We start from the raw sequence: 23,802 nt of genomic DNA, 5'->3' as shown, positions 1-23,802 counted from the left end.
TATAGGTATAAGAATTGAAATTTAAATACCGTTAACGAATAACGATATGGCGATTGAAAAGGGACTGCGTGGATTGTGGAGTGACGTTTTTTGTCACTTACTGACAGGGTTGTGGTGCTTTGACTGACGCCATCGCGGGCAAGCCCGGCTCCCACAAGGTTCGTTGTTGAAACACGATCATGTGTTTGACACAAAAACCTGTGGGAGCCGGGCTTGCCCCGGGCGGCGTTCCGACGATGGGGCCAGTGAATCCACTCAAGATCTAGCGCTCGTGCAGCGCCTCGGCCCGCGCGCGGATGATCGGCTTGAGCAGGTAGCTGAGGACGGTCTTCTTGCCGGTGATGATGTCCACGGAAGCGACCATCCCCGGAATGATCAACAAGGGTTTTTCGTCGGTGCCCAAGTGGCTGCGGTCGGTGCGCAGCTTGATGACGTAGTAGGTGGTTTTCTTGTCTTCGTCGGTAATGGTGTCGGCACCGATCTGTTCCAGCTTGGCCTTCATCCCACCGTAGATGGTGTAGTCATAGGCGGTGAATTTCACTGTCGCTTCCTGTCCCGGATGCAGGAACGCGATGTCCTGCGGGCGGATCTTCGCCTCGACCAGCAAGGTGTCGTCCAGCGGCACGATTTCCACCAGGTCGCTGCCTGGCTGGATAACCCCGCCAATGGTATTGACCAGCAGCTTGTTGACGATACCCCGCACCGGCGAGGTGACCAGCGTCCGGCTGACCCGGTCTTCCAGGGCCTTGCCAGTGGCTTGGGCCTTGTTCAGATCGGTGCGTGCTTCATTGAGTTGGGTCAGGGCATCGCTACGGAACTTGCCGCGAGTTTCGTCAATTTTGCGCTGCACTTCCTTGATCGCCGACTCGGCTCGCGGAATAGCCAGGGTGGTGGCGTCGAGCTGGCCACGGGTCTCCGCTTCGGCACGCCTGAGGCGCAGGACTTCCACCGGCGATACCGCGCCCTGGGCCACCAACGGCTCGGACATGCTGATTTCCTGACGCTGGAAGCCCAATTGCTGGCGGTACTGCGCCTGCTTGGAGGTGAACTCGCGCAGCTCCTGCTGACGCTGGATCAACTGCTCCTGCAAGCCTCCAATCTCGTCATGCAACTGCTGGCGGCGGCTGATATAGAGCGACTCTTCGCTCTTGGCCTGGCCCGGCACGGCCTTGAGTACATCCTCGGGGAAGTTCAACGGACGATCGTCGACCTCGGCACTCAGGCGCTCGACCCGCAGCACCATCGATAACCGATCGGCCTCGGTTTCACCGACGTTCGAGGCAAATCGCGTGTCGTCCAGGCGAATCAGCGGTGCACCGGCGTCGACGATCTGGCCTTCCTTGACGAACAGCTCGGAAATGATACCGCCCTCAAGGTTCTGGATTTTCTGGATCTTCGACGATGGAATCGCCTTGCCATCGCCCTTGGTCACTTCGTCGATGACCGCGAAGTTGGCCCAGAGCATCAGGAAAACGAAGAACGCGATGATCGCCCAGATCGTCAGCCGCACCACACGCGGCGCATCTTCGATCAACGCCTTGTTGACCTCCGGCAGCGGCTGGCCCTGAAGCGAAGCAGAGCCCTTGAAGTAGCGACGGATCGAATCCTTACCCGACTTAAGCAACACTGATCTGCCCCTTCTTCAACGCTTCCATCACCGCGGCTTTCGGGCCGTCGGCGAGTATCTGCCCGCGGTCGATCACGATCAGCCGATCTACCAGCGACAACAGCGATGCCCGGTGCGTCACCAGCACCACGGTCTTGTTTTCGATCACGGCGGCCAGGCGCTGCTTGAGGCGCTCTTCACCGGTGTTATCCATGGCACTGGTCGGTTCGTCGAGCAGCAGGATCGGCGGATTGAGCAGTAGCGCACGGGCCAGGGCCACGTTCTGCCGCTGGCCGCCGGAGAGGTTCTGCCCGCGCTCGCCCACTTGCAGCTCATAACCCTGCGGATGCAGGCGCGCATATTCGTGGACACCGGCCAGCTCTGCCGCTTGCAGCACCAGTTCATCCTCGACATACCGCGCACCGGAAACCAGGTTGTCGCGCAAGGTGCCGGCGAGCAACTGAATGTCCTGGGGCACGTAGCCAATGTTGTAGCGCAGCTCGCTGACATCGATCTGGCGGATATCCACGCCATCGACCAACAACGAGCCATCATCCGGCTGATAGAGCCCCACCAGCAGTTTCGCCAGCGAGCTCTTGCCCGAGCCGCTTCGGCCAATGATGCCGATCTTCTCGCCGGGATGAATCGACAGATTGATGTTCTTCAGTGCCAGGTTCTGCTGTTCGGGGTACGTGAAATTGAGCTGGCGACATTCAATCGCGCCCTGCAATACCTTGCGGCTGAGCGGGCGCTCTTCGAAATTGCGCTCCTGAGGCAGTTCCATCATTTGGTCGACGGACGTCATGGTCACCCGTGCCTGCTGATAGCGGGTCAGCAACCCGGAGAGCGACGCCAGCGGGCTGAGCGCACGGCCACTGAGCATGTAGCAGGCAATCAGGCCGCCCATGCTCAGGTGACCGTCGATGATCTGGTACACACCGAAGACGATCATGATCACCCCGGCCAGTTGCTGGATCAGCAAGGTGATGTTCATCGCCAGGCCGGACAGCATCTTCACCCGCAATTCAAGGCGACTGAGGGTGCCGATGGTCTGTTCCCACTGATACTGGCGTTCGCTTTCGGCGTTGTTGACCTTTACCGCATCCAGCCCGGCCAAGGTTTCGATCAGGCTCGACTGACGCTCGGCCCCCAGCGCCATGGTCCGCTCCATGGTCGCTACCAGGGGTTTCTGCAACGCATAGCCGATGGCCAGGGCAATCGGGAATGCCAGCACCGGTATCCACACCAGATGGCCGCCGAGGATCGCGATAACCATGAAAATCAAAAGGGTGAACGGCAGGTCGATCAGGCTGGTGAGGGTCAGCGAGGCGAGGAAATCGCGCAGACTCTGAAACTCATGGATGTTCTGGGCAAAACTGCCGACCCGTGCCGGCCGGTATTTCATGGTCATGCCGACGATGCGCTCGAACAGCGTGGCCGAGATGATCAGGTCGGTTTTCTTGCCGGCCAGATCCAGGCACAGGCTGCGCAGGCTTTTGAGGATCAGGTCGAAGAGGTAGGCGCCAGAGATGCCGACGGCCAGCACCCATAGCGTCGCTTCTGCCTGGTTCGGCACGACACGGTCGTAGACGTTCATCACGAACAACGGCGCGGCCATGGCAATGATGTTGATCAGAAAACTGGCGGCAATGGCGTCGGCGTACAACCAGCGCGAACGCTTGAGGGTGTCGCGGAACCACGAGCGCGCACGGGGAATCAGTGTGCCGTGATTGACGTCGAATTTGTGCTGCGGCTGGGCAAAAAAGACTTTGCCGGTGTAATCGTCGGCCAGCAGCTCGCGGCTGACCAGGGACTCACCGCCATCGCTTTCGCTGAGCAGCACCCGCGCCTGATCTTCGCCTTGCCAGCCGAGCAGGACGGCACTGCGACCGTCCTTGAGCAGCAACAATGCCGGCATGGCAATCGCCGGAATGTCATCCAGCTTGCGCTGCAGCACCCGACCTTGCAGCCCCGCGCGAGCCGCCGCGCGTGGCAGCAGCTCGACACTCAAACGCTGCTCGGGCAGTGGCAGGCCGGTGGTGAGCATGGCCGCGCTGGCCGGTTTCTGGTGCAGCATGCAAAGAGCGAGCAGACCATCCAGCAACGGATCGTCATGCAACGCGCGCGGATCATGAATGAGTTGAACCCGACTGACTTCTGATTCCACGCTCGGCACTCTTGGCTAACAATTGAACAATGAAGGTCCTGCTCAATTCATACCGGGCAATTGGACCTTCGGCTTCACGTCGTTCTGCACAACGGATGCCAATGGTGCGACCACTCCCTGGCTCTTGAGCAACTCGCCCATGGTCGCCTTGATTCGGTACTGAGTAAATAACTGAATGTTCTTGATCTCCGCCAGACGGCGAGAAGAGGAGAACAACTCGTTCTCGCTGTCGAGCAAATCGAGCAGAGTGCGCTCACCCAGGCTGAACTGACGCTGGTAAGCGGTACGCACGGCGGTGCTGTGATCAACGTACTGCTGGGCGATCGGCACCTGGGCATTGGCGTTGTTCAGAGCGTTCCAGGCCAGGCCTAGCTCTTCATTCAATTGGCGCAGGGCGTTGTTGCGGATGTCCAGCGCCTGGTTCGACAGGTAGGACTTGGATTCCAGGTCGGCCTTGTTGCTGCCGCCGGCATACAGGTTGAAGCGCATGCGCAGCATGGCCTGCCATTCGTTGTTGTGGCCATTCTGACCATCGATATCGTTGTCTGCGGTGCGACCCAACTCAGCATCGAAGCGTGGGTAGAAGGTCGACTTGGCCGTGTCGTACTGCTTTTCGGCAGCGGCGATGTCGGATTCGGCCGAGCGCAGGATCGGGCTGTTTTCCAGCATCTGCGCGCGGGCTTCATTCAGGTTGGCCGGCATCAGCGCCAGGAAACTCGCCGGGCGCTCCAGTTGATCGGGCATCTGGCCGACAGCGGAGAGGTAGTTGGTCTCGGCATCAGCCAGGTTGGTCTGCTCGGTGATCAGGTTGTTGCGCGCCTGGGCCATCCGCGCCTCGGCCTGATCGAGATCGGCGCCGCTGCCGACGCCACGCTGGGTGCGCAGCTGGATCTGGTCGTAAATGCGTTGGTGGCTCTTGAGGTTGTCCTCGGCCAGGCGCACGAATTCGCGCCGGGTCAGCACGTCGAGATAGACCTGGGCCACGGTCAGCCCGGTACGCTCGGAAGTACTCAGCAGCGAATAGGCACGGGAGTTGACGGTGGCTTGTTGACGCCCTACTTCGCTGGTCGTCGCAAAACCGTCAAAAACCATTTGGGTCAGTCGCAAGCTCGATTCACTGCGGTTCAGGGTTTCCCAGTGATTGTTGCTGCCGTCCCCACGTGTGGTGACCGTGTCGGAGCCTTCACGGCCATAACCGCCCAGCAGGTCGACCCGCGGCAAGTATCCGCCTTTCGCAGCCTTCAACTGATAATCAGCCGCCAACCGGCTGTTGACGCCTGCCTGGACCTCCGGATGGACATCCAGCGCTTGTTGCATGGCTTCTGGTAAGGATTGCGCCTGGACGAAAGACGCGGCGAGAGCGAAAGGTAGAGCCATGAACAAAGGCGAACGCATTGTAGGAATTTCCCAGGACTTCTTGTCTTGAATCACGACGGAAAAGTGCGCCGTGTCGGAAGATGGCAAGCGGAATGACCGTATGTCGGAAAGCTCAAAAGCGGAACTGGATCACATACCGAGGACAGGTCACAGCTCAAATATCAATGTGACATTACTGGGACGATTGTTTAGGATGGATCCAAGAAGGTCAATAGTTTGGCATAATGTTAATAACGAAAAATTATAGCCAAAATATTGACGAATTAGCGCGTCAAATTTGTGCATCTATTTTGCAATGAGCGTCCAGACTGGTCGGCGCAGGCGCCATCAGGTCTATGGAAGTCAACTGAACGTGACACCCCGGAGAGTCTTCAATGAGCAGTGTTGTTGCCATCGTCAAAAGCATTGTCGGTCAAGTATTCGTGGTGTCCCCAGAGGGCATCCGCCGCGTTCTCGTTGAAGGCGACAAACTGTTCGCCGGGGACCAGATCGACACTGGCCTTTCCGGTGCCGTGTCCCTGGAACTGGCCGATGGCCGCACTCTCGACCTGGGCCGCGACACCCAGTGGAGCGCTGACGCTCCCGATTCCAGTGCTGACCTGGCGGCAGCCACCGCACAAGCCGCGCCGTCCGTTGAAGAGCTGCAACAAGCCATTGCCGCCGGTGCCGACCCGACCAAAGACCTTGAAGCCACCGCTGCCGGCCCGACTGCAGCAGGTTCTGGCGGTGCCGCCGGTGGCGGTCACAGCGTCGTGATGCTCGACGCCACGGCTGGCCGTGTCGACCCGACCATTGGCTTCCCAACCGCGGGTATCAACCCTGCCGGGCAAACGACCCTGGAAATCCCGGGTAGCCAGTCCACCAACGCCAACGTTAATGCCAACGCCAACGCCAACGCCAATACCCCGAGTGAATCAGTCCTCAGCCTCAGTGCCACGCCGACCATCACCGAGGCTGGTGGCGTGCTGGTGTACACCGCGACCCTGACCCAGGCACCACTGACCGACCTGATTGTCACGTTATCCAACGGCGCCGTGATCGTGATTCCCGCAGGCGCGACCACTGGCACAGTCAACGTGCCATTGGCTGCGAACGACACTGTCTATAACGACGCGACCCAAATCGACGTAACTGTCACCGGCACCAGCGGCGGCAGCGGCATTACTGTGACGCCGCCGACTACCCCGGCCGCGACCCAGGTCACCGATACCCTCGACACCACCACGGTCACCCTGACGGCCGGCAACACCGTCACCGAAGGCGGTCAGATTACCTACACCGCGACCCTGAGCAACCCGGCACAGACGCCAGTAACCGTCACTCTGTCCAACGGTTCGACCATCACCATTGCCGCCGGCCAGACCAGCGGCACCGTGAACGTGCCGACCTCGGCCAATGACGTCTATAACAACGGCAGCACCGTCAGCACTACCATCACCGGTACCACAGGCGGCAATTTCGAGAACCTGGTGCCGAACACCGCGCCAGCCGTGACCACCATCACCGATTCCTTGGACAACACCGGGCTGACCCTGACGGCCACCGGCAACATCACCGAAGGCGGTCAGATTACCTACACCGCGACCCTGAGCAACCCGGCCGGCACGCCGATGACCGTGACCTTGAGCAACGGTTCTGTCATTTCCATCGACGCGGGCCAGACCACCGGCACCGTCGTGGTTGGGACCCCCGCCAATGACGTCTATGTCAACGGCAGCACCGTCAGCACCACCATCACTGGTACCACAGGCGGCAATTTCGAGAACCTGGTGCCGAACACCGCGCCAGCCGTGACCACCATCACCGATTCCGTGGACAACACCGAGCTGACCCTGACGGCCACCGGCAACATCACCGAAGGCGGCCAGATCACCTACACCGCGACCCTGACCAACCCGGCCGGCACGCCGATGACCGTGACCTTGAGCAACGGCTCGGTCATTACCATCGACGCGGGCCAGACCACCGGCACCGTCGTGGTTGGGACCCCCGCCAATGACGTCTATGTCAACGGCAGCACCGTCAGCACCACCATCACTGGTACCACAGGCGGCAATTTCGAGAACCTGGTGCCGAGTAAAGAACCGGCAGTAACATCCATCACTGACTCGATTGACACCACCACGGTGACCCTGACCGCGACCCCGAGCGTGGACGAGAACGGCACCATCACCTACACCGCCACCCTGACCGACAAGAACGGTGCCCCGGTCACTGCGCAGAACGGTCCAGTCACCGTGACCCTGGACAGCGGCAAGGTGATCACCATCGCCGAAGGCCAGAGCTCCGGCAGCCTGCCAGTGACCGTGGGCAACGACGTCTACACCGGTCCAACCACCGTTACTGAATCCATCAAGGACGCGGTGGGCGGCAACCTGGAATTGGTGTCGCCAAACACAACGCCAGTGACCACCACGGTCAACGATGTCAACGACACCACTACGGTGACCCTGACCGCCACCCCGAGCGTGGACGAGAACGGCACCATCACCTACACCGCGACCCTGACCGACAAGAACGGTGCCCCGGTCACCGCGCAGAACGGTCCGGTCACCGTGACCCTGGACAGCGGCAAGGTCATCACCATCGCCGAAGGTCAGAGCTCCGGTAGCCTGCCGGTCAGCGTCGGCAACGACGTTTACACCGGCCCAACCACCGCTACTGAATCCATCAAGGACGCAGTGGGCGGTAACCTCGAAGCGATCAACCCGATCAAGACCCCGGTGGAAACCACGGTCAACGATGTCAACGACACCACTACGGTGACCCTGACCGCCACCCCGAGCGTGGACGAGAACGGCACCATCACCTACACCGCGACCCTGACCGACAAGAACGGTGCCCCGGTCACCGCGCAGAACGGTCCGGTGACCGTGACCCTCGACAGCGGCAAGGTGATCACCATCGCCGAAGGCCAGAGCTCCGGCAGCCTGCCGGTGACCGTCGGCAACGACGTCTACACCGGTCCAACCACCGTCACTGAATCCATCAAGGACGCAGTGGGCGGTAACCTCGAAGCGATCAACCCGATCAAGACCCCGGTGGAAACCACGGTCAACGATGTCAACGACACCACTACGGTGACCCTGACCTCCACCCCGAGCGTGGACGAGAACGGCACCATCACCTACACCGCGACCCTGACCGACAAGAACGGTGCCCCGGTCACCGCGCAGAACGGTCCGGTCACCGTGACCCTGGACAGCGGCAAGGTCATCACCATCGCGAAGGTCAGAGCTCCGGTAGCCTGCCGGTCAGCGTCGGCAACGACGTTTACACCGGCCCAACCACCGCTACTGAATCCATCAAGGACGCGGTGGGCGGCAACCTCGAGTCCATCAACCCGATCAAGACCCCGGTGGAAACCACGGTCAACGATGTCAACGACACCACCACCGTAACCCTGACCGCGACGCCGAGCGTGGACGAAAACGGCACCATCACCTACACCGCCACGCTGACCGATGCCCAGGGCAAACCGGTCACCGCGCAGAACGGTCCAGTGACCGTGACCCTGGACAGCGGCAAGGTCATCACCATCGCCGAAGGCCAAAGTTCTGGCAGCCTGCCGGTCAGCGTCGGCAACGACGTTTACACCGGTCCAACCACCGTGACCGAGTCGATTAAATCGGCCGACGGCGGCAACCTCGAGTCCATCAACCCGATCAAGACCCCGGTGGAAACCACGGTCAACGATGTCAACGACACCACCACCGTGACCCTGACCGCGACCCCGAGCGTGGATGAAAACGGCACCATCACCTACACCGCCACCTTGACCGACAAGAACGGTGCCCCGGTTACCGCGCAGAACGGTCCAGTGACCGTGACGCTGGACAGCGGCAAGGTCATCACCATTGCCGAAGGTCAGAGCTCCGGCAGCCTGCCGGTCAGCGTCGGCAACGACGTCTACCAAGGCCCGACCACCGTCACTGAATCCATCAAGGACGCAGTGGGTGGCAACCTCGAGTCCATCAACCCGATCAAGACCCCGGTGGAAACCACGGTCAACGATGTCAACGACACCACCACCGTAACCCTGACCGCGACGCCGAGCGTGGATGAAAACGGCACCATCACCTACACCGCGACCCTGACCGACAAGAACGGTGCCCCGGTTACCGCGCAAAACGGTCCAGTGACCGTGACGTTGGACAGCGGCAAGGTCATCACCATCGCCGAGGGTCAGAGCTCCGGCAGCCTGCCGGTCAGCGTCGGTAACGACGTCTACACCGGTCCGACCACCGTTACTGAATCCATCAAGGACGCGGTGGGTGGCAACCTCGAATTGGTGTCGCCAAACACAACGCCAGTGACCACCACGGTCAACGACGTCAACGACACCACCACCGTGACCCTGTCCGCGACCCCGAGCGTGGACGAGAACGGCACCATCACCTACACCGCGACCCTGACCGATACCCAGGGCAAACCGGTCACCGCGCAGAACGGTCCGGTGACCGTGACCCTCGACAGCGGCAAGGTCATCACCATCGCCGAAGGCCAGAGCTCCGGCAGCCTGCCGGTCAGCGTCGGCAACGACGTCTACACCGGTCCGACCACCGTGACCGAGTCGATTAAATCGGCCGACGGCGGCAACCTCGAGTCCATCGATCCGGTGAAAACGCCAGTGACCACCACGGTCAATGACGTCAACGACACCACCACCGTGACCCTGACCGCGACGCCGAGCGTGGACGAGAACGGCACCATCACCTACACCGCGACGCTGACCGACAAGAACGGTGACCCGGTCACCGCGCAGAACGGTCCGGTGACCGTGACCCTCGACAGCGGCAAGGTCATCACCATCGCTGAAGGCCAGAGCTCCGGCAGCCTGCCGGTCAGCGTCGGCAACGACGTCTACCAAGGTCCGACCACCGTCACCGAGTCGATTAAATCGGCCGACGGCGGCAACCTGGAAGCGATCAACCCAATCAAGACCCCGGTGGAAACCACGGTCAACGATGTCAACGACACCACCACCGTGACCCTGACCGCCACCCCGAGCGTGGATGAAAACGGCACCATCACCTACACCGCGACCTTGACCGACAAGAACGGTGCCCCGGTTACCGCGCAGAACGGTCCAGTGACCGTGACGTTGGACAGCGGCAAGGTCATCACCATTGCCGAAGGTCAGAGCTCCGGCAGCCTGCCGGTCAGCGTCGGCAACGACGTCTACACTGGCCCGACCACCGTGACCGAGTCGATTAAATCGGCCGACGGCGGCAACCTCGAGTCCATCGATCCGGTGAAAACGCCAGTGACCACGACGGTCAACGACGTCAACGACACCACCACCGTGACCCTGTCCGCCACCCCGAGCGTGGACGAAAACGGCACCATCACCTACACCGCCACGCTGACCGATGCCCAAGGCAACCGGTCACCGCGCAGAACGGTCCGGTGACCGTGACGTTGGACAGCGGCAAGGTCATCACCATCGCCGAAGGTCAGAGCTCCGGTAGCCTGCCAGTGACCGTCGGCAACGACGTCTACACCGGTCCGACCACCGTTACTGAATCCATCAAGGACGCGGTGGGCGGTAACCTCGAAGCGATCGATCCGGTGAAAACGCCAGTGACCACCACGGTCAACGACGTCAACGACACCACCACCGTGACCCTGACCGCCACCCTGAGCGTGGACGAGAACGGCACCATCACCTACACCGCCACGCTGACCGATGCCCAGGGCAAACCGGTCACCGCGCAGAACGGTCCGGTGACCGTGACCCTCGACAGCGGCAAGGTCATCACCATCGCCGAAGGCCAGAGCTCCGGCAGCCTGCCGGTCAGCGTCGGCAACGACGTCTACACCGGTCCAACCACCGTCACTGAATCCATCAAGGACGCGGTGGGTGGCAACCTGGAATTGGTGTCGCCAAACACAACGCCAGTGACCACCACGGTCAACGACGTCAACGACACCACCACGGTGACCCTGACCGCGACCCCGAGCGTGGACGAGAACGGCACCATCACCTACACCGCGACGCTGACCGATGCCCAGGGCAAACCGGTCACCGCGCAGAACGGTCCAGTCACCGTGACCCTGGACAGCGGCAAGGTCATCACCATCGCCGAAGGCCAGAGCTCCGGCAGCCTGCCGGTCAGCGTCGGCAACGACGTCTACCAAGGCCCGACCACCGTCACTGAATCCATCAAGGACGCGGTGGGCGGCAACCTCGAGTCCATCGATCCGGTGAAAACGCCAGTGACCACCACGGTCAACGACGTCAACGACACCACCACCGTGACCCTGACCGCCACCCCGAGCGTGGACGAGAACGGCACCATCACCTACACCGCCACGCTGACCGATGCCCAGGGCAAACCGGTCACCGCGCAGAACGGTCCGGTCACCGTGACCCTCGACAGCGGCAAGGTGATCACCATCGCCGTTGGCCAGAGCTCCGGCACCCTGCCGGTGACCGTGGGCAACGACGTCTACACAGGCGCGCCAACCGTTACCGAATCAATCAAGGCTGCCAGCGGCGGCAACCTTGAAGCCCTCGGCACGGACAAGACGCCAGTGTCGACCAGCGTCAGTGACTTCCAGGACACCACCACTGTCAGCATCAGCGGCAGCACCTCGGTAACCGAAGGGCAGACCGCGAGTTACACCGTCAGCCTGACTCACCAGGCCCAGAGCGAAGTGACACTGAAAATCGTCTACAGCGGTACCGCCGCCGACGGTTCTGACTTCAACGGTGTCTACACCGTGAAGATCCCGGCGGGCGCCAGCAGTGCCAACTTCAACGTCGCGACCATCAATGACAATATCACCGAAGGCACCGAAAACTTCGTGGTCAAGATCGACTCGGCCACCGGCGGCAACTTCGAGAACCTGGCGATCAGCGCGTCCAATGGCAGCGTCAGCACTTCGATCATCGACAACGATGCACCGCCAGCACTGGATCTCGACGCCAACAACTCCAGCGGCGCCACCGGGGCCGACTACAAGGTGACGTTCACCGAAAACACTGCCGGTCCTGGCGTGTCGATCGGCGATACCGACCTGAGCATCACCGACCCGGACAGCACCCTGCTGACCGGCGCGACCATCGTGCTGACCAACCGTCAGGACGGTGATGCGCTGAACCTGGGCAACAGCGTCAACGGCATCACCATCAATGCCAACAGCACCAATGGCACCGTCACCCTGACCCTGTCGGGTAGCGCGACGCTGGCCGACTACATGCAGCAGATCAAGAACATCACCTTCACCAACAACAGTGAAAACCCGAGCACCGCACCCCGGACCATCACCGTGACGGTGACCGACGGCAGCAACTACTCCAACACCGCGACCACTACGGTCAACGTGGTGGCGGTCAATGACGCACCGGTCGCAGTACCGGTCAACGTCACCGGCACCGAAGACACGCCGCTGATTCTCGGCTGGTCGACCTTCGGCGTCAGCGACGTCGACAGTCCGGCCACCAGCCTGGGCGTGAAAATCACCCAGCTGCCGGGCGAGGGCAAACTGCAGTATCTGGACGGTTCGACCTGGAAAGATGTCGCCACCAACCAGACGTTCAGCAAGGCTGATATCGACGCTGGCAAACTGCGCTTCACGCCGGATGCAAACGAGTCGGGCGTGGACGGTTACGGCCCCGGCACTGGCGACCAAAAGGCTGACTACGCGCAACTTCAGTTCCGGCCAACCGACGGCCAGGCACTGGGCAACACCGGCACGATCAAGATCGACATCACTCCGGTGGCAGATGCCCCGACCCTGAGCGTTGCCGACAACAGCGTGAAGTCCACCGGGCTGATCAAGGAAGTCTGGACCGGTCTGTCGGGCCTGGGCACCAGCGGCAACGGTGCGGACTCGACCACGCTGAAAAACGTGATCGACGCCGCGGGCACACCGAACTCCAAAGGCACCGTGACCAACGTGCAGTCCGACGGTAGCGTGACCGCCGGTACGGCGTCGAAAACTTCCGGCCTGATCTACCTTGAAGCCGGCAAGACCTACACCTTCAGCGGTGTTGGCGATGACAGCCTGCTGGTGACCATCGGCGGCAAGAACGTCGCCGCGATCACGTGGGGCGCGGGCGGCAACCTCAATGGTTCGTTCACCCCGACCACCAACGGCTACTACACCCTGGACATCTACCACCACAACCAGAGCGGCCCGGGCAGCTATGACGTCAACCTGTCGGTCAATGGCAGCACGCCGATCGACCTGAGCGGTGCCGGCGTACCGATTTACACTGGCGTAACGGATCTGGTGAATGCCGGCGTGACCGTGTCCGACTTGCACGGCATCAATGGCAAAGGCTACTACGACGGCTACAAACTCAACACCGGCGCCGAAGGCACCAGTGTGAAATTGTCCACCATCACCACCGCGCTGACCGACACCGACGGCTCGGAAAGCCTGAGCCTGAAGATCAGCGGCATGCCAGTCGGCTCGGTGCTCACCGACGGCGCGGGACATACATTCACGGTCACCGCGACCAGTGGCGAGGCCAACGTGACCGGCTGGAGCCTCAACTCTCTGTCTGTCACTCCACCACCGTACTACAACGGCCAGTTCAACCTGACTGTCACCTCGACCTCCACCGAGGCCCTCGGCGGTTCGGCCAGCAGCACTTCGCAAATCCCCGTGACCGTGTACCCGGCGGTCTATAACGCCGTCACTGCCACTGCGGCCGATGACACCCTCACCGGCACCGACGGCAATGACGTCATCGTCGCCGACATTGGCGGCCTGACCGTGGTGCCGGGCACCAACTACAACATCGCCTTCATGGTCGACAGCTCCGGCAGCATGAGTTCCTCGTCGATCAACTCGGCCAGGGACTCGCTGACGTCGGTGTTCAACACCCTCAAGCAAAGCCTGGGCAGCAACTCGGGCACGGTGAACATCTTCCTGGTGGACTTCGATACCCAGGTCAAAAATTCGGTGTCGGTGAACCTCAATGACTCGAATGCGCTGACTCGGTTGAAGGCGACTCTGGACTCGATGTCGTCCGGCGGCGGCACCAACTACGAGGACGTGTTCAAAACCACGGCCAACTGGTTCCAGAGCGCGGACGCCGTGAAGAATACCGGGGCGAAGAATCTCACGTATTTCATTACTGACGGCAAGCCGACCTACTACCAGAGCGGCGAGTCGACCAACCCGATCCTGTATGGCAGCACAACGCTCGATAGCCTGATCACCACGAGCAACTATCAGCTGGGAACAGCGATCAGCCTGTCCCCCGACAGCACGCACCAGATCGACATTACCGCCTCGGGATACGTGACGGTCTGGACCAAGAGCAGCAACGGCAACAACGGCAACGGCAACGGCAACGGCAACGGAGGTAGCTGGTCATCCAAGGACTTCGGCTATCTGCATGCCCAGGGTGACGGTACCTACGAGTTCTCGGGTCGTGACGGCGACGGCAGCAGCACCGACTGGGACGCCACCAGCAACTCCACCGGCAGCTTTGCACTGCTGAGCAACCTGTCGAATGTCGAGGCCATTGGCCTCAACAACGGAGTGAGCCTCAACGACCTGAAGCCGTACGACTCGAATCAAACGCCACAAACCAACATTGATCCGAAGGATCTGGCCAACTCGATCATCGGCCATACCGAAGCGACGATGCCGGGTCACGACACCGTCAGCGGTGGCGAAGGCAACGACATCCTGTTCGGCGACCTGGTGAGTTTCAACGGCATTGCCGGTGAGGGTTACCAGGCCCTGCAAGCCTTCGTGGCGCAGCAATCCGGCGTGGAAATCAGCAAAGTCACCACCAGCAACGTGCACCAGTACATCACCGAGCATTACAACGCGTTCGATGTGTCCGGTGCCCATGACGGCAACGACACCCTGCTGGGCGGTGCGGGTAATGACATCCTGTTCGGCTCGGGTGGTAACGACAACCTCGACGGCGGCAAGGGCAATGACATCCTGCTCGGCGGCACCGGCAACGACACATTGATGGGCGGACAGGGCAACGACATCCTGATCGGTGGTTCTGGTGGTGACACCTTCGTCTGGAAAGCGGGCGACACCGGCACCGACGTGATCAAGGACTTCAAGGCCAGCGAAGGCGACCGGATCGACCTGCGCGATCTGTTGCAGGGCGAAACCGGCAGCACCATCGACAACTTCCTGAAGATCACTACGGTCGATGGCGTGTCGTCGCTGCAAGTCAGCTCGACCGGTCAATTCAACTCTGGCAACGCCGCAGCCGCCACGCCGGACGTGACGATCAAGCTGGAGGGCAACAACTGGTCAAGCGCCAACCTGCACAACCTGATTGCCGGTAGCGACCCGACCATCAAAATCGATCACAACAACAGCTGATGCATGAAAACGGCCGCCCCTTCTGGGGCGGTCGTCACGTTTGTGTCCACTGCCCGGTGACGATTTCGTCGCTGCGCCACATACTGGCGCGCAGTTGACCTATGCTGCTGACAGCATGACGCTGGTTCAATTCTGAGGGATGCTCAATGTTTTACGTGCAACGCGATGCGCAGGGCCTGTTGGTACGCGTGGAACCCGCCGCCTACGCCGAGGCCACGGAAACGCTGCCGGCCGACAATCATGAAATCCAGGCCTGGTTTGCCAATGCGGCGGTGGAGAACAGCCTCAAACAGCTCAAGCAAAGTGACCTGGAAATGATCCGGGTACTCGATGACTTGATTCAGGTGCTGACCCAGAAAGGCGTGATCCGCGTCACCGACCTGCCGACGGCGGCCCAGGCCAAACTCATGGACCGAAACCAGGCCCGTGAAGCCTTGGGTGGCTTGAGCCAATTGATCGATGATGAAGAGACCGGGTTGATCTGATACACCCCAACGATCACTCCCACGCGTTGCGTGGGAGTGATCAAATCAGCGCCAGGGCTTGGGCTCGCCGAACAACTGGCCCTGCACACCGTATAACCCCATCTCGCGAATCACCGACAACTCACCTTCAGTCTCGACCCGTTCGGCAATCAGCGGCAAATCAATGCTGTGCGCCGCTCGCTGGATCGCCTCGATGAACAGGCGTTTGTCACTCTCCAGATCAATCGAGCGAATGTAGCTGCCATCGATCTTCAGGTAGGCCAGCCCCAGCCGCGCCAGGTTGCCGATCATGCTGAAGCGTCCGCCAAAACGCTGCAGGCTCAGTGAGAAGCCGAGTTCCCGCAGGCGCCGGGTCAGTTTCTCCAGTACCGCCTGATCAGGCAGTTGCTCTTCGCCAATCTCCAGAGTCAGGCGCGGGCCAAGGTTGGAATGCGCACGCAGTAGCTCGAAGATTTTGTTTTGCGCCTGCGGGTCGCCCAGGGTCGCCGACGACAGATTCAGCGCCAGCGATTCCTCATGTTCGCTCATTTGCGCCAACACCCGTTCGAGCATCAGCCGATCCAGGCGCGCAGTCCAGCCGAAGCGCTCCAGCCAAGGCAGAAAACGCCCGGCGGGGATGGTCTGGCCGTGTTCGTCGAGCAGGCGCGACAACACTTTGTAATGCAGCACCAGTTGCGTGTCCTGGGCGGCCACTACCGGCTGGAAATACAGCTCGAAGCGCCGCTGTGTCAGCGCCTGGTCAAGCATCTGGTGCCAGGCGTGGTGATCGTCGCCGACACTGGCCGAGAGGCTGTGTTCGAGGCAAGCCCAATTCTGCTCGCCCTGACCTTCGGCCTGGGCCAGCGCCTGATCACCGAGGCTGAGCACGGCTTGCGGCGAGTCACCGTGAGCAAAAGGCGCCAGGCCGATAGACGCCACGGCAGCCACATCAGTGGCGCCGGTAGCGTGCAGACTGGCCAGGGCACTGTCGAGATTCTGCGCCAGTTGCAGCGCTTCTTCGCGCACCAGCCCCGGCGCCAGCACGGCAAATTCGCCGCCACGGATACGGGTCACCAGGTTCTGGGTTTCCGGATACTTGGCGCACTCGCGAGACAGTTGCTCACCGACAGCCTTGAGCACTTCATCGGTGCGCTGGCCACCGAGACGCTGGTTGAGGCCGGCCAGATCCTTGACCCGCAAAAGCAGCAGATAACCGGAGCTGGCCTGCTCCGGGTTGCTCACCCGCGCATTCAGTTGCATCTCGAAATAGCGCCGGTTGGCCAACCCGGTCAACGAATCCTGATAGGACTCGACCCGCAGCTTTTCACTACGCTCGGCCTGTTCCTGGAACAGCGCCTTGAGCTTCTCGACCATCTGGTTCATGGCCTGCACGACCCGGCGAAGCTCGGGAGTGCGCGGCAGTTCGGGCAGGCTGAGGAACTCCCGTCGGGCGATGGCGTGGGATTGCTTGACCATATAATCCAGCGGTCGCAATTGCTGGCGCAGCAACAGCGCGCCGAGCACCGCACTGACGGCGCCGCATAGCAGCAACCAACCCAGGCTACCCAAGGCGCTTTGCCACAACTTGGCCAGCGCGAACATCGGATGGCTGACCACCTCGACCCGGGCGGCCTGCTCCCAGCCGCGGCTGACGATCGCATCACCACCGGCGGGCTCCAGGCCGATCAGTTTGACGAACCAGTCAGGAACGTTGTTGACCGCTGGTATGCCCGTACGCTCAACCAGGTTCTGGTCGTTCTTCAGATCGACCACGCGGATGCTTGCGTAGTAACCGCTGTCGAAAATCGAGCTGACCAGCAACTCGACCATCGCCGGGTCGTCGATATTCGGGGTCAGGGAAAGCGCCAGCGCGGTCGCGGCGTCCTGGGCATGGGAGCGCAACTGGTTGACGTACTGAGTGCGTGAGCTCTCCAGACTGACCATGAAACTGCCGGTGAAGGCGACCACCAGGAACAGACAGATAGCAATCAACAGCTGTTTGAACAAAGACATCTGAGCACGTGCTCCTAGTTAGTCGTCTCGACCGGGAATCCTTCGGCCTGCATTTTCTTCAACACATCCTGCCAGCGCGACAGACGTTTGGTATCGCCGACCTTTTTGTTGCCCTTGGTGCCCGGCAACCACAGTCCCTCTGCATTGAAAGAGTAGACCGGCAGCAAATCCTTTCGTTGGCTGGCCGGCTTGATCGCATCAATCAGGCTGTCGAGCACCAGGGGCTCGGCATCCGGAGTCGAGTAGTAGGTCAGCACCATGTGCGCGCGGTTCTGGGTCAGTGCCTTGACGTAGGTGATACGCAGCTTTTCACTGGCTACACCGAGGTGACGCAGGCTGAAGTACTTGGCAATAGCGTAGTCTTCACAGTCGCCGGCGCCTTTCCACAGGGCTTCGATCGGGGTCTCCCAGTAGTCGACTGCATGCCACAGATCGATGTCTTCAACGTATCGCAGTTGTTTGTTGAAGAAGCGATTGACCACATTGAGTTGTTCCGACTCGCCGATCTGCTTCTGGCTGGCCAACAAGTATTGCCAATCGTTAATGCGTTGCTGACCCTCTCCCAGAGGTCCGTACAATGCCTGCGCCCGCCGGCTGATCAGGGAAAAGTCCCAATCGGCACTCAAGCTGCCCAGCATCACGCCAGCCAGCAGCAATGCGCTGCACAACCAGCGTAAAATCCGGGGGATCGTTAAACATGCTGCCAATGCGAGGCATCCTGGGTAGGCAGGAGAGAGTCGTTCGAATGGTGAAGGTTAGTCCGGAAAAAGACAATGGCACGATGAGATCACTGGCAGCGCGCTAAACTGCAGGAAAGGCATTCGTTCACTTGTTTGACAAGCTGTCAGGCAGTCACTAGTGTCATTTGGATCCAAAAAAATTCATTATTCAGGGTGCGTTTAGTGACACAAAAGCCCAACCCTCTCAGCAGTATCAAGGTCAACGGGCCGATTCCCGCACATCTGGCACGCACGGTGATCGAAGAAACCCTGCGCGCGGCGATACTTGACGGGCGCATCCCTTGTGGTGCGGCGCTGCGCCAGCAAGACCTTGCCGACCTGTTCGGCGTCAGCCGGATGCCCGTACGCGAAGCCTTGCGCCAGCTCGAAGCACAGTCGTTGCTCAACGTGGTGGCCCATAAGGGCGCCGTGGTCGCGCCTCTGGTCCAGGGAGACGCCGTTGAAACCTACGCGCTGCGCATCCTGCTGGAATCCGAGGCCCTGCGTCTCTCGGTGCCATTGCTCCAGGACGAAGATCTCGAACAGGCTGCCCGCTACATCGACGAACTCGAAACGCAAAGCGACTACACCGAAATCGGCCGGCTCAACCGCTTGTTCCACATGGCGCTTTACAGCCGAGCGCCCAATCGCCGACTGTTGAAACTGGTTGAAGACGGTCTGAATGAGGAAGAGCGGTTCCTGCGTTTCAACCTGGAAGCCATGGGCCTGGGCAAACTGTCCCAGGACGACCACCAGGCACTGTTGCGTGCCGCCAAGGACCGGGACGTGGAACGCTCCGTGCAGCTGCTCGAACATCATCTGAACCGAGCGGTCGAGGTCATTACGCGCTACCTCAACAGCCCTGAAGTCCAGGCCAGAAACACACCGAAGTAACCCGCAGCGGCAGGCGCAAGACGTGAGAAAGCCCGTTGTGGAGAGGCTCTACAACGGGCTTTTCAGTACCCCTGAAACGACAAAACCCCTGTCTGCGTTAGCAGACAGGGGTTTTGGAATTCAATCTTGACGATGACCTACTCTCACATGGGGAAACCCCACACTACCATCGGCGATGCATCGTTTCACTTCTGAGTTCGGGATGGGATCAGGTGGTTCCAACGCTCTATGGTCGTCAAGAAATTCTGTGACCAGCCCGTTAGAACATCAACGTGCCAGTGAAAACTGGTGACTTCTACTAAAAACAAAACCCCTACCTGCATACGCAGATAGGGGTTTCGGAATTTAATCTTGACGATGACCTACTCTCACATGGGGAAACCCCACACTACCATCGGCGATGCATCGTTTCACTTCTGAGTTCGGGATGGGATCAGGTGGTTCCAACGCTCTATGGTCGTCAAGAAATTCGGGTACTGAGTCGTGACCGGTTGGCCTCGCTTCAGCAAATTGGGTATGTGATAGCTTCGGTGTTTTGTGAGTCTTTCGAACTTTCGGTTCGTTTCGTCTTCACACACCGCAATCTGGTCTCTTTCGTCTTTTTAACTAGGAGCATCAAATTGCTTGGGTGTTATATGGTCAAGCCTCACGGGCAATTAGTATTGGTTAGCTCAACGCCTCACAGCGCTTACACACCCAACCTATCAACGTCGTAGTCTTCGACGGCCCTTCAGGGGACTCAAGGTCCCAGTGAGATCTCATCTTGAGGCAAGTTTCCCGCTTAGATGCTTTCAGCGGTTATCTTTTCCGAACATAGCTACCCGGCAATGCCACTGGCGTGACAACCGGAACACCAGAGGTTCGTCCACTCCGGTCCTCTCGTACTAGGAGCAGCCCCTCTCAAATCTCAAACGTCCACGGCAGATAGGGACCGAACTGTCTCACGACGTTCTAAACCCAGCTCGCGTACCACTTTAAATGGCGAACAGCCATACCCTTGGGACCGGCTTCAGCCCCAGGATGTGATGAGCCGACATCGAGGTGCCAAACACCGCCGTCGATATGAACTCTTGGGCGGTATCAGCCTGTTATCCCCGGAGTACCTTTTATCCGTTGAGCGATGGCCCTTCCATACAGAACCACCGGATCACTAAGACCTACTTTCGTACCTGCTCGACGTGTCTGTCTCGCAGTCAAGCGCGCTTTTGCCTTTATACTCTACGACCGATTTCCGACCGGTCTGAGCGCACCTTCGTACTCCTCCGTTACTCTTTAGGAGGAGACCGCCCCAGTCAAACTACCCACCATACACTGTCCTCGATCCGGATAACGGACCTGAGTTAGAACCTCAAAGTTGCCAGGGTGGTATTTCAAGGATGGCTCCACGCGAACTGGCGTCCACGCTTCAAAGCCTCCCACCTATCCTACACAAGCAAATTCAAAGTCCAGTGCAAAGCTATAGTAAAGGTTCACGGGGTCTTTCCGTCTAGCCGCGGATACACTGCATCTTCACAGCGATTTCAATTTCACTGAGTCTCGGGTGGAGACAGCGCCGCCATCGTTACGCCATTCGTGCAGGTCGGAACTTACCCGACAAGGAATTTCGCTACCTTAGGACCGTTATAGTTACGGCCGCCGTTTACCGGGGCTTCGATCAAGAGCTTCGCGTTAGCTAACCCCATCAATTAACCTTCCGGCACCGGGCAGGCGTCACACCCTATACGTCCACTTTCGTGTTTGCAGAGTGCTGTGTTTTTAATAAACAGTCGCAGCGGCCTGGTATCTTCGACCGGCGTGGGCTTACGGAGCAAGTCCTTCACCCTCACCGGCGCACCTTCTCCCGAAGTTACGGTGCCATTTTGCCTAGTTCCTTCACCCGAGTTCTCTCAAGCGCCTTGGTATTCTCTACCCAACCACCTGTGTCGGTTTGGGGTACGGTTCCTGGTTATCTGAAGCTTAGAAGCTTTTCTTGGAAGCATGGCATCAACCACTTCGTCACCTAGAAGGTAACTCGTCATCAGCTCTCGGCCTTAAGATCCCGGATTTACCTAAGATCTCAGCCTACCACCTTAAACTTGGACAACCAACGCCAAGCTGGCCTAGCCTTCTCCGTCCCTCCATCGCAATAACCAGAAGTACAGGAATATTAACCTGTTTTCCATCGACTACGCTTTTCAGCCTCGCCTTAGGGACCGACTAACCCTGCGTCGATTAACGTTGCGCAGGAAACCTTGGTCTTTCGGCGTGGGTGTTTTTCACACCCATTGTCGTTACTCATGTCAGCATTCGCACTTCTGATACCTCCAGCAAGCTTCTCAACTCACCTTCACAGGCTTACAGAACGCTCCTCTACCGCATCACCCGAAGGTGATACCCGTAGCTTCGGTGTATGGTTTGAGCCCCGTTACATCTTCCGCGCAGGCCGACTCGACTAGTGAGCTATTACGCTTTCTTTAAAGGGTGGCTGCTTCTAAGCCAACCTCCTAGCTGTCTAAGCCTTCCCACATCGTTTCCCACTTAACCATAACTTTGGGACCTTAGCTGACGGTCTGGGTTGTTTCCCTTTTCACGACGGACGTTAGCACCCGCCGTGTGTCTCCCATGCTCGGCACTTGTAGGTATTCGGAGTTTGCATCGGTTTGGTAAGTCGGGATGACCCCCTAGCCGAAACAGTGCTCTACCCCCTACAGTGATACATGAGGCGCTACCTAAATAGCTTTCGAGGAGAACCAGCTATCTCCGAGCTTGATTAGCCTTTCACTCCGATCCACAGGTCATCCGCTAACTTTTCAACGGTAGTCGGTTCGGTCCTCCAGTCAGTGTTACCTAACCTTCAACCTGCCCATGGATAGATCGCCCGGTTTCGGGTCTATTCCCAGCGACTAGACGCCCTATTAAGACTCGCTTTCGCTACGCCTCCCCTATTCGGTTAAGCTCGCCACTGAAAATAAGTCGCTGACCCATTATACAAAAGGTACGCAGTCACAGAACAAAGTCTGCTCCCACTGCTTGTACGCATACGGTTTCAGGATCTATTTCACTCCCCTCTCCGGGGTTCTTTTCGCCTTTCCCTCACGGTACTAGTTCACTATCGGTCAGTCAGTAGTATTTAGCCTTGGAGGATGGTCCCCCCATATTCAGACAAAGTTTCTCGTGCTCCGTCCTACTCGATTTCATGACTAAGAGATTTTCGCGTACAGGGCTATCACCCACTATGGCCGCACTTTCCAGAGCGTTCCGCTAATCTCAAAGCCACTTAAGGGCTAGTCCCCGTTCGCTCGCCACTACTAAGGGAATCTCGGTTGATTTCTTTTCCTCAGGGTACTTAGATGTTTCAGTTCCCCTGGTTCGCCTCTTGCACCTATGTATTCAGTACAAGATAACCATCTTATGATGGCTGGGTTCCCCCATTCAGACATCTCCGGATCAAAGTCTGTTTGCCGACTCCCCGAAGCTTTTCGCAGGCTACCACGTCTTTCATCGCCTCTGACTGCCAAGGCATCCACCGTATGCGCTTCTTCACTTGACCATATAACCCCAAGCAATCTGGTTATACTATGAAGACGACATTCGCCGAAAATTCGAATTTCTCAACTAAGAGAACTCACAAATTTTACCTTAGCCTGATCCGTTACCAGTGAAAGTAACGTTCAGTCTATCTTTCTATCACATACCCAAATTTTTAAAGAACGAACTAGTCAAAGACTAGAAATCAACATTCACCATCGAACCGATGGAATGCTCATTTCTAAGCTTTATACAATCAGAAGCAGTAGTGGTGGAGCCAAACGGGATCGAACCGTTGACCTCCTGCGTGCAAGGCAGGCGCTCTCCCAGCTGAGCTATGGCCCCGTATTTCTACAGGCGTTTCCCACACAAAATTGGTGGGTCTGGGCAGATTCGAACTGCCGACCTCACCCTTATCAGGGGTGCGCTCTAACCAACTGAGCTACAGACCCAATTTCGGGCTGCTTCTTTCGTCTTCTTCAATGAATCAAGCAATTCGTGTGGGAGCTTATGGAGCAGCTGAGTCGTCGATTAAGGAGGTGATCCAGCCGCAGGTTCCCCTACGGCTACCTTGTTACGACTTCACCCCAGTCATGAATCACACCGTGGTAACCGTCCTCCCGAAGGTTAGACTAGCTACTTCTGGTGCAACCCACTCCCATGGTGTGACGGGCGGTGTGTACAAGGCCCGGGAACGTATTCACCGCGACATTCTGATTCGCGATTACTAGCGATTCC

Annotated in this window: 7 protein-coding genes, 2 tRNA genes, 4 rRNA genes and 1 pseudogene (1 of these 14 only partly in view); 3 read left to right on the top strand and 11 right to left on the bottom strand. The window is 59.2% G+C overall.

Going from position 1 to position 23,802, the window contains the following annotated elements; all coding sequences use genetic code 11:
- Positions 1–262 precede the first annotated feature (262 nt).
- Genes PPUTUW4_RS00615 through PPUTUW4_RS00605 form a run of 3 tightly spaced genes read right to left on the bottom strand, consistent with a single transcriptional unit; the run spans position 263 to position 5,168 of the window.
- A complete protein-coding gene (locus PPUTUW4_RS00615) occupies positions 263–1,627 on the bottom strand; it encodes an HlyD family type I secretion periplasmic adaptor subunit (RefSeq protein ID WP_015092947.1) in 1,365 nt (454 codons plus the stop codon).
- Positions 1,617–3,773: a type I secretion system permease/ATPase gene (locus PPUTUW4_RS00610; RefSeq protein ID WP_015092946.1), complete on the bottom strand. Its 2,157-nt coding sequence runs from the start codon at positions 3,771–3,773 to the stop codon at positions 1,617–1,619. The genes PPUTUW4_RS00615 and PPUTUW4_RS00610 overlap by 11 nt, the downstream gene beginning before the upstream one ends.
- A gap of 42 nt (positions 3,774–3,815) precedes the next feature.
- Entirely contained in the window at positions 3,816–5,168 is a 1,353-nt protein-coding gene (locus tag PPUTUW4_RS00605; RefSeq protein ID WP_015092945.1) for a TolC family outer membrane protein, read from the bottom strand.
- A 356-nt stretch (positions 5,169–5,524) separates the two neighbouring features.
- On the opposite strand from PPUTUW4_RS00605, the pseudogene PPUTUW4_RS27685 reads away from it, so the two are divergent.
- Positions 5,525–15,467: pseudogene (locus PPUTUW4_RS27685) on the top strand (retention module-containing protein).
- Between the two features lie 146 nt (positions 15,468–15,613).
- A complete protein-coding gene (locus PPUTUW4_RS00595) occupies positions 15,614–15,952 on the top strand; it encodes a hypothetical protein (protein WP_015092944.1) in 339 nt (112 codons plus the stop codon).
- A gap of 45 nt (positions 15,953–15,997) precedes the next feature.
- Here PPUTUW4_RS00595 and lapD read toward each other — a convergent pair whose 3' ends face one another.
- Together lapD and lapG are read right to left on the bottom strand one after the other, a co-directional pair.
- Entirely contained in the window at positions 15,998–17,944 is a 1,947-nt protein-coding gene (gene lapD / locus PPUTUW4_RS00590; RefSeq protein ID WP_015092943.1) for a cyclic di-GMP receptor LapD, read from the bottom strand.
- A gap of 14 nt (positions 17,945–17,958) precedes the next feature.
- Positions 17,959–18,651, bottom strand: a complete 693-nt coding sequence (gene lapG / locus PPUTUW4_RS00585; RefSeq protein WP_015092942.1) for a cysteine protease LapG — start codon at positions 18,649–18,651, stop codon at positions 17,959–17,961.
- A gap of 195 nt (positions 18,652–18,846) precedes the next feature.
- Between lapG and PPUTUW4_RS00580 the strand changes: the two genes are divergently transcribed.
- Positions 18,847–19,557 carry a GntR family transcriptional regulator gene (locus PPUTUW4_RS00580; protein WP_015092941.1) on the top strand — a complete coding sequence of 237 codons (711 nt, stop codon included), beginning with the start codon at positions 18,847–18,849 and terminating at the stop codon, positions 19,555–19,557.
- Between the two features lie 124 nt (positions 19,558–19,681).
- Here PPUTUW4_RS00580 and rrf (PPUTUW4_RS00575) read toward each other — a convergent pair.
- From rrf (PPUTUW4_RS00575) to PPUTUW4_RS00550, 6 genes are all read right to left on the bottom strand, one after another.
- Positions 19,682–19,797 (bottom strand): 5S ribosomal RNA (gene rrf / locus PPUTUW4_RS00575).
- Positions 19,798–19,906: 109 nt separating this feature from the next.
- Positions 19,907–20,022: ribosomal RNA gene (gene rrf / locus PPUTUW4_RS00570) — 5S ribosomal RNA — on the bottom strand.
- Between the two features lie 170 nt (positions 20,023–20,192).
- Positions 20,193–23,086: ribosomal RNA gene (locus PPUTUW4_RS00565) — 23S ribosomal RNA — on the bottom strand.
- Positions 23,087–23,333: 247 nt separating this feature from the next.
- Positions 23,334–23,409 (bottom strand) — tRNA-Ala (locus tag PPUTUW4_RS00560).
- Positions 23,410–23,439: 30 nt separating this feature from the next.
- Positions 23,440–23,516: transfer RNA gene (locus PPUTUW4_RS00555), tRNA-Ile, on the bottom strand.
- Positions 23,517–23,596: 80 nt separating this feature from the next.
- A 16S ribosomal RNA gene (locus PPUTUW4_RS00550) occupies positions 23,597–23,802 on the bottom strand (it continues 1,330 nt past the right edge of the window).
- The 16S, 23S and 5S rRNA genes sit together here with 2 tRNA genes alongside, the layout of an rRNA operon.

This window comes from Pseudomonas sp. UW4, assembly GCF_000316175.1.
Taxonomy (GTDB): Bacteria; Pseudomonadota; Gammaproteobacteria; order Pseudomonadales; family Pseudomonadaceae; genus Aquipseudomonas; species Aquipseudomonas laurylsulfatiphila.
This window is presented reverse-complemented; position numbering and strand designations above follow the sequence as displayed.